This window comes from Yersinia sp. LJYL362 (genome assembly GCF_048323875.1).
In genome coordinates this window covers 1-8673 of the sequence record NZ_JBLWEX010000026.1, presented here as the reverse complement: position 1 = coordinate 8673, position 8673 = coordinate 1, and the positions used below count along the sequence as shown (strand labels likewise).

Sequence of the window (8673 nt, the reverse complement as noted above, 5' to 3'; positions counted from 1 at the left end):
GGATACGACCCCGCCGGTCACAAAAATATAATTAGTTGTCATGCTGAACCTGAGAGTTTAGGTTTAAAGACGATGGAAGAACCAAGACGGGAAAGTAGTATACCCGAACCTTGGTTTCGCTACAAACTATCTCCGCACCAGTGGCCGTTTTCGCCGTTTTTTCTGTGCGGAACATCGTCTTGCTATCCGTTATAATTCAATATATTAACGTAATTAAAATTCAACAACCATCCATCAAATGAATTAAAACACCTTACATTTCAGTTTCTTGCTTTTTAACTTGCTGCCAGGCAGATTCCATTTCATCCAGTGTCGCGCTCTCCATAGTCTTACCTGACGCCGTAACTATTTGTTCTACCTGACGAAAACGACGTTCAAACTTACGATTTGCCGCCTGTAAGGCATTTTCAGCTTTATGGCCTAAATGGCGAGATAAGTTGACGGTGGCAAACAGTAAATCGCCAATTTCCTCACCCAACTTCTCTTCATCCACCACTACCTGGCGAGCTTCAAACATCACTTCATCGATTTCTTCGTAAACTTTATCCAGCACCGGTCCCAGAGTGTCCCAATCAAAACCGACTGATGCGCAACGTTTCTGGATTTTATGCGCTTTCATCAGCGCGGGCAGCGCGTCAGGGATATCATCTAATGCCGAATATAAGGCCTTCTCCGCCCTTTCCTCGGCTTTACGCGACTCCCACCCTGCCAATGCAGTGTCACTGCTAATTATAGCGTCTGAAACGTTTTGCGGCGCATCAGGGAACACATGTGGATGCCGGCGTACCAACTTATCGCTGATGGCATGACAAACATCATCGAACGCAAATAGCCCTTGCTCCTGCCCCATCTGTGCATAAAACACCACCTGAAACAGCAAATCCCCCAATTCATCACGAAGATCGTCGAAATCCTTACGCTGAATCGCGTCAAGCACCTCATAGGTTTCTTCTAATGTATAAGGCGCAATCGTGTCGAAGGTCTGCTTACGATCCCACGGGCAGCCATGCTCCGGATCACGCAAAATACGCATAATATCCAGTAGACGTTGTAGTGCTAAAGCGGTGGTACCAGGGGAAGTCACTGATTGGGTCATCTGAATTTATTCACTTTTTTTAAAAAAATTTGAGGCGTAGCGAGCGCAGGCAGATTGATTGCGGCCAGCGCACAGCCCCCGGAATGTACACCTGATCTTATAAAAATCGGTACATGAGGAGGGCGAGCACTGCCCAATATCAATATGCCAAAGCGCAGTAGCCGTTTAGAGATAACTAATTGCCGTGTAGCCGACGGGCGTCTATCACATCCGGCAACTGATTCAGCTTGGCCAACACCCGACCCAGCACCTGTAGATTGTAGATCTCGATATCCATATCGATGGTCGCCATCATCTTTTTGGTATCACTACGGCTGGCAACCCCCAGTACATTGACCTTTTCGTTCGCCAGAATGGTGGTGATATCGCGCAGTAACCCGCTACGATCATTGGCGGTAACCCGCACCACCAGCGAATAGCCACTGGAATAGCTTTCGCCCCAGACCGCGTCAACAATCCGCTCAGGCGCATGGGATTGCAATTCAGCTAGCTGCTCGCAATCAGCGCGGTGAATGGATATCCCCCGCCCTTGAGTGATAAAGCCAATAATTTCATCACCCGGAATAGGCTGGCAGCAGCGCGCAATATGGTGCATCAGGTTGCCGACACCTTCGACGACAATACGCCCACTGTCTTTGCTGGCATTACGTGGCGGTGCCTGATGTTTATTATTCAGATGGCGTAACGCCTCTAAATCCGCCTCTTCCGCCGTTGGCTTATTCAGTTTCCCTTGCAGGAAGTTGACCATCTGATTCAGACGGATATCACCACCGCCAATAGCCGCCAACACTTCATCCATAGAATTCATGTTATAGCGTGGTACCAGCAGCTTCTCTGCCTCTTTCAGGCTGATATCCAGATGCTCCAGCTCGTCATCCAACATCTGCCGGCCAGCAAGAATATTCTTGTCTCTATCTTGTTTTCTAAACCAGTTATGAATCTTGGAACGACCACGGCTGGTGGTCACATAGCCGAGATTCGGATTCAGCCAGTCACGACTCGGGTTAGGCTGTTTCTGGGTGATAATCTCAATCTGATCACCCATCTGTAACTGGTAAGTAAACGGCACAATTCGGCCACTGATTTTAGCCCCAATACAGCGGTGGCCCACATCGCTATGAATATGGTAAGCGAAGTCCAGCGGTGTCGAACCTGCTGGCAAATCAATGACATCACCTTTCGGCGTAAACACATATACCCGATCGTCAAATACCTGACTACGCACTTCATCCAGCATTTCACCGGAATCCGCCATCTCTTCCTGCCACGCGATCAATTTACGCAACCAGGCAATGCGCCCTTCGTAACCGGAGCGACCGGCAGCCACCGCACCTTCTTTATACTTCCAGTGCGCAGCAACCCCCAGTTCAGCATCTTCATGCATCTGACGAGTACGGATTTGAATTTCGAGTGTTTTGCCGCGTGGCCCAAGCACTACCGTGTGGATCGACTGATAACCATTGGGTTTAGGGTTAGCAACGTAATCATCAAATTCATCAGGCAAATGGCGGAAATGGGTATGGACAATACCGAGTGCGGCATAGCAATCCTGTAAGCGCTCCACGACCACCCGTACGGCTCGCACATCAAACAGTTCATCGAAGGCCAGCGACTTCTTCTGCATTTTGCGCCAGATACTGTAGATATGCTTGGGGCGGCCATAAATGTCGGCTTTGATCCCTTCATCTGCCATAGCTTTGTGCAATGTGGCTACAAAATCATCAATGAATTGCTCACGATCGATACGACGCTCGTGGAGTAATTTGGCGATTTGCTTATATTCATCTGGATGCAAATAGCGGAAGCAGAAGTCTTCCAACTCCCACTTGATCTGGCCGATACCCAAACGGTTAGCCAGTGGTGCATAGATATTGGAACACTCTTTGGCCGCCAGCACGCGTTCGTCTTCCGGTGCATCCTTCACTTCGCGCAAATGAGCAATACGCTCTGCCAGTTTGATGACCACACAGCGGAAATCTTCCACCATCGCCAATAACATACGGCGCACGTTATCCACTTGCTCAGAGCTCATGGAGTCATTATGGGTCGCTTTCAACTGACGGATGGCATCCATATCGCGCACACCATGCACCAGATAAGTAATACCTTTACCGAATTGTTCGGTCAGCGTAGCTTCATCCACCACGTTGGCATCCACCAGCGGGAACAGTAGCGCCGCGCGCATACTGTCATTATCCATGCTAAGGGTGGAAAGAATTTCAACCATTTCAAGGCCGCGCCACAGCAACAATGAGGCATCGGGATGGTTTTGCGTCTGCTGCTCACAATACCGCCAGGTTTCGGCCAGGCGCTCACCTGACTGCGGATTAGGAAGCCCCAAACTGGCGATCCAATCGTCGAGAGCAAACTCGCCCGCTGGATTCAAATGTGCACTTCGTACCGCAACCATAACTTCTCCCTACTTTGCGACCCCTGGCTCCTGCATAAACAGCGCCATAGATTCAAGATGCCCGGTGTGGGGAAACATATCCAACATTCGCACCTGAGCAAGACGGTAACCGGCGGCTAACAACACCTGACTATCTCGTGCCAGCGTAGTGGGATTACACGAAACATACACCACCCGCTTTGGCGCCAGTTTAACTATATGTGACATGACCCCAGCAGCACCTGCGCGGGCGGGATCTAACAATACTTTATCGAACCCTTGTGTTGCCCACGGCTGGCAACTGATGTCAGATTCCAGATTTTCATGGAAAAAAGATACATTGGGCAACGCGTTATTCAGAGCATTATACTGCCCATTCGCCACCAACGCCGCAACTCCTTCCACGCCAACCACTTCGCGAGCCAACTTTGCCAGCGGCAAGGTGAAATTGCCCATACCGCAGAATAGATCCAGCACCCGCTCATCAGGCTGCACATCCAGCCATGCTATAGCCTGAGCCACCATTTGCTGGTTGACCGTATCATTGACTTGAATAAAATCGCGCGGATGAAACGCTAAGCGTAGACCCTCAATCTGGTAATAGGGTTCCTCACCAATGAGTTTTTCCACATTATCACTATCACCAGCCAGATAGACGGCGACCTGCTCTCGTTTGGCAAAGTCAATTAACGCCGCACGGTCTACCTCTTTAAGGGTATCAAGGTGACGTAAAACCATCAACGGACCATTAGCGGCTAATACCAGTTCCACATGCCCAAGGCGGCGAACAGCCTGTAAGCCCGATAAACATTGATAAAGTGGTAATAACAAGCACTCCAACTCAGGTCGTAAAACCGGGCAGTGCTTGATGCAAACTAAATCATGAGACTCGGTTTGGCGAAACCCCATTTGCAATCGATGCTGCTTGGGATGATAGAGCAGCCCTAACCTCGCCCGCCGCCGATAGCCGTATTCCGGCCCGCAAATAACCGGGTCTAATTCAGGGCAAGCGCCAGCCTCTCGCATAATTAAACGCTGGAGTGAATCTGCTTTGCTCATTTGCTGTAGCTGACTATTGGCGTGTTGCTGCTGACAGCCTCCACAAATTCCGAAGTGAGGGCAAGCAGGAACGACCCTTTCGTTGCATCGGTTCAACAAACGTTTAAGCTTACCGCGACTATATTGGCGCTTTTGCTCGGTAAGCTCTATTTCAGCTTGCTCTCCTGGTAGAGCTCCAAGAATAAAGATAGCTTTGCCTTGGTGGTGCGCTACCCCTTGCCCAAAAGGGTCAAGCGAGTTTACGGTCACAGTTAGCGTTTGTTTGGTCGTCACACGTCGGTTTGGAGAGTAGAATTGCGCCATATTGATTGATCAAGCATCAGTTTCGTAAGCTGCTAATTCTCCCACATTGGAATACCATGACCAAATACAGTCTTCGCGCGCGCATGATGATTTTAATCCTGGCCCCCACGCTGCTTCTTGGGCTGTTACTCAGTACGACCTTTATGGTCAATCGTTACAATGAACTGCAAAAACAATTAGTTAACGCAGGTACAAATATTATAGAACCGCTGGCGGTTGCCAGTGAATACGGAATGACCTTTCGCAACCGCGATACTGTCCGTCAGTTAATTAATCTTCTTCACCGCCGCCATTCGAATATTGTTCGGTCAATATCTGTTTTTGACGCAGATAATAATCTTTTTGTCACATCTAACTATAATTACAATTCCTCACAATTAAGATTGCCGAAAGACGACGCTATTCCCAGTTCACTGATGCTTTCCTATCGTGGCGACTCTTTGATTCTGCGCATGCCTATTGTTTCAGAATCCAACCTGTCCAGTGATCGGTCTTCTGATTCAGATATAACCAATCGGCCATTGGGCTATATCGCCATGGACTTGGATTTACAATCCGTGCGCTTGCAGCAATATAAAGAAATCTTTATTTCGACTCTACTGCTGCTGTTCTGTATGTGTGTGGCTATCTTGTTTGCTTATCGGCTGATGCGTGATGTCACTGGCCCCATCCGTAACATGGTGAACGCTGTTGACCGCATTCGCCGCGGGCAATTAGACAGCCGGGTGGAAGGGCATATGCTTGGCGAGTTGAATATTTTGAAAAACGGCATCAACTCGATGGCAATGTCACTGGCGGCCTATCACGAAGAGATGCAACAGAATATCGATCAAGCCACGTCAGACTTGCGTGAAACACTGGAGCAGATGGAAATCCAGAACGTGGAATTGGGGCTGGCGAAAAAACGTGCGCAAGAAGCCGCGCGAATTAAATCTGAATTTCTGGCTAATATGTCCCATGAGTTACGTACTCCACTCAATGGGGTGATTGGCTTTACCCGCCAGACTCTGAAAACATCACTGACCCCAACGCAAACTGACTATCTGCAAACTATCCAGCGATCAGCAAACAACCTGTTATGCATCATTAATGACGTGCTGGATTTCTCCAAGTTAGAAGCTGAAAAACTGATTCTCGAGCATATCCCGTTCTCACTACGCGGCGCGCTGGATGAGGTCATTATTCTGCTGGCACACACCGCTCATGAAAAAGGCCTGGAACTGACCCTGCATGTTAATAAAGATGTGCCGGAACAAGTGATTGGCGATGCCATGCGTTTGCAGCAAATAGTCACAAACTTGCTGGGTAATGCGATTAAATTTACCGAACAGGGCAATATCGATATTCTGGTGGCAGTTCGAGCAATAGCCAGCCAGCAGGTGACGTTGGTGGTAGAAATTCATGATACCGGCATTGGTATTTCCGAATCTCAGCAAGCCCAACTGTTCCAGGCATTCCGTCAGGCCGATGCCAGTATTTCACGTCGGCACGGGGGTACCGGCCTTGGGCTAGTTATCACCGAAAGATTGGTGAAGGAAATGGGTGGTGATATCAGCTTCCACAGCCAGGTTGATCGGGGTTCGACTTTCAGGTTCCACCTGACATTGGATCTCAATGAAGCCATTCCCTCCCGCCGCCCAGATATGTCGCATCTGGAAGGGAAAACGCTGGCCTATATTGAACGTAATGCCGCGGCGGCAAGAGCAACATTAGATATTCTCAGCATCACTCCTTTACAGGTGACTCATAGCCTGACGTTGGCCCAGTTGCCGATACAACATTATGATTTCCTGCTCGTCGGGGTGCCTATCCCGTACCGCAATAATATGGCTGTTCATCAAGACAAGCTGATCGCAGCAATGAAAATTTCCGAACAAGTTATTTTGGCATTGCCGAGTCAATCACAGGTAGAAGCGGAGCAACTTAAACAGATCGGCGCTAAAGCATGCCTGGTTAAGCCTATATCCGCTAACCGGTTAATTCCTCTACTGTCTTATGAAAAGGCGCATAGTGAATTACCGGTGGTAGAGCAAGCACACAAGCAGCCCAAGCTGCCTTTCAAAGTAATGGCGGTTGATGACAACCCAGCTAACTTGAAATTAATGGGGACTTTGCTGGAAGAACAGGTGGAAGAAACGGTGTTATGTGACAGCGGAGCAAAAGCCATAGCTTATGCCCGTGAAAATACGCTAGATATCATTTTAATGGATATTCAAATGCCGGAAATTGACGGTATCCGCGCCAGTGAAGTGATCCATCAGATGTCACATCATCAGGACACTCCGATCATCGCAGTCACGGCTCACGCCGTTAGAGGGCAGCAGGAACAATTACTAAAATTGGGTATGGCGGATTATCTTGCGAAACCTATTGATGAAGCTCGGCTGATACAAGCACTTTCGCGCTATCTACCCGATGGTGTTCCACAGCCCCATGATGAACAGCCTCACGCTTTACAACAATCTCACACCTTACAACAACAGGGCGAGAGTGAGGCTCATATTCAGTCAGTTCCGCAATCTGAATGTAAAGAGTCAATAGACTGGCCACTTGCGGTGAGGCAAGCAGCAAATAAAGAAGCGCTGGCTAAAGACCTTTTAACTATGTTGTTAGAGTTTACGCCACAAGTGGCACAGCGCGTGCAAGCGATTCTAGCCGGTAGCCATGACGATGATATTCTGAATCTGATTCACAAGTTTCATGGCAGTTGCGCATGTAGCGGTGTGCCGCGACTGCGGCAATTGTGCATGACGATTGAACAACAATTGCGCCAACAAACTGACGTACAAGACTTGCAACCTGAGTGGCTTGAGTTGTTAGATGAGATAGACAATGTCCGCTTTGCTGCACGGAATTATCTCGGCGCAGCCTAATACCGGCTGCCACAAAATCTAAATAGAAAGGGCACAACGATAAGCGGTTGTGCCCTTTGTGGCGGTATCTATACTTTTACTACATAAATACTTGTCACTGCATCAGTGGTGATTACTGCATCAGCAGATAGAGTGAAGTATCACCACGCTGAATGCTCAATGCCAATACCGATGGTTTGGTATCAAGGATTTTCCGCAGCTCACCCAGATTCTGAACTGGTTGCTGGTTGACACCCATGATGACATCGCCTTTTTTCAGGCCGATACGCGCAGCAGCAGTGCCGGGTTTCACACTATCAACTTTCACGCCTTTCTTACCATTCACATCAGAGTTGCTCAGCTCAGCCCCTTCAATACCAGTGTAGAGATTACCGGAATCAACTTGTGTTTGGCTGCTTTGCTCTAATGTCACTTCCACGTTGACAGGCTTACCGTCGCGCAACAGACCCAAGGTCATTTTGCTGCCCACAGGCAAAGTACCAATCTCGGCACGGAAGCCAGCGAAGCTATTGATGGCTTTGCCATTCATGCTGACAATCACATCACCCGCTTTAATCCCTGCTTTAGCAGCAGCAGATTTTGGCAGTACCTGACTGATAAAGGCCCCTTTCTGCGCATCAACCTTCATGGCTTTCGCCAGCTCAGAGTTCAGCTCTGTACCCATAATGCCCAGTTCACCGCGTTTCACCTGACCAAATTCAACCATCTGTGAGGTCAGGTTTTTCACCATGTTACTTGGGATAGCAAAACCGATACCGATGTTGCCGCCATCCGGTGCCAGGATAGCCGTGTTGATCCCGATCAGTTCACCGTTCAGATTGATCAATGCACCACCGGAGTTACCACGGTTAATTGCCGCGTCAGTCTGGATAAAGTTTTCGTAGTTTTCCACATTCAAACCACTGCGGCCCAACGCCGACACGATACCGGAAGTGACGGTTTCACCCAGGCCG

The 8673-nt window shown here is 48.9% G+C and carries 5 protein-coding genes; 1 reads left to right on the top strand and 4 read right to left on the bottom strand.

Features of this window, described 5'->3' with window-relative positions; all coding sequences use genetic code 11:
- Window positions 1-253: 253 nt before the first annotated feature.
- From mazG to rlmD, 3 genes are all read right to left on the bottom strand, one after another.
- Window positions 254-1096: a nucleoside triphosphate pyrophosphohydrolase gene (gene mazG, locus ACNSO8_RS01050; RefSeq protein WP_263699953.1), complete on the bottom strand. Its 843-nt coding sequence runs from the start codon at window positions 1094-1096 to the stop codon at window positions 254-256.
- Window positions 1097-1271: 175 nt separating this feature from the next.
- On the bottom strand, window positions 1272-3506 hold the full coding sequence (relA, locus tag ACNSO8_RS01045) for a GTP diphosphokinase (RefSeq protein WP_019080462.1): 2235 nt from the start codon (window positions 3504-3506) through the stop codon (window positions 1272-1274).
- Between the two features lie 9 nt (window positions 3507-3515).
- Window positions 3516-4847, bottom strand: coding sequence for a 23S rRNA (uracil(1939)-C(5))-methyltransferase RlmD (gene rlmD / locus ACNSO8_RS01040; protein WP_050131913.1), 1332 nt, complete (start codon window positions 4845-4847; stop codon window positions 3516-3518).
- A 56-nt stretch (window positions 4848-4903) separates the two neighbouring features.
- Between rlmD and barA the strand changes: the two genes are divergently transcribed.
- A complete protein-coding gene (gene barA / locus ACNSO8_RS01035) occupies window positions 4904-7720 on the top strand; it encodes a two-component sensor histidine kinase BarA (protein WP_019083946.1) in 2817 nt (938 codons plus the stop codon).
- 112 nt (window positions 7721-7832) lie between these two features.
- Here barA and ACNSO8_RS01030 read toward each other — a convergent pair.
- A partial coding sequence (locus ACNSO8_RS01030) for a PDZ domain-containing protein (RefSeq protein ID WP_418393562.1) occupies window positions 7833-8673 on the bottom strand: 841 nt, incomplete at its 5' end.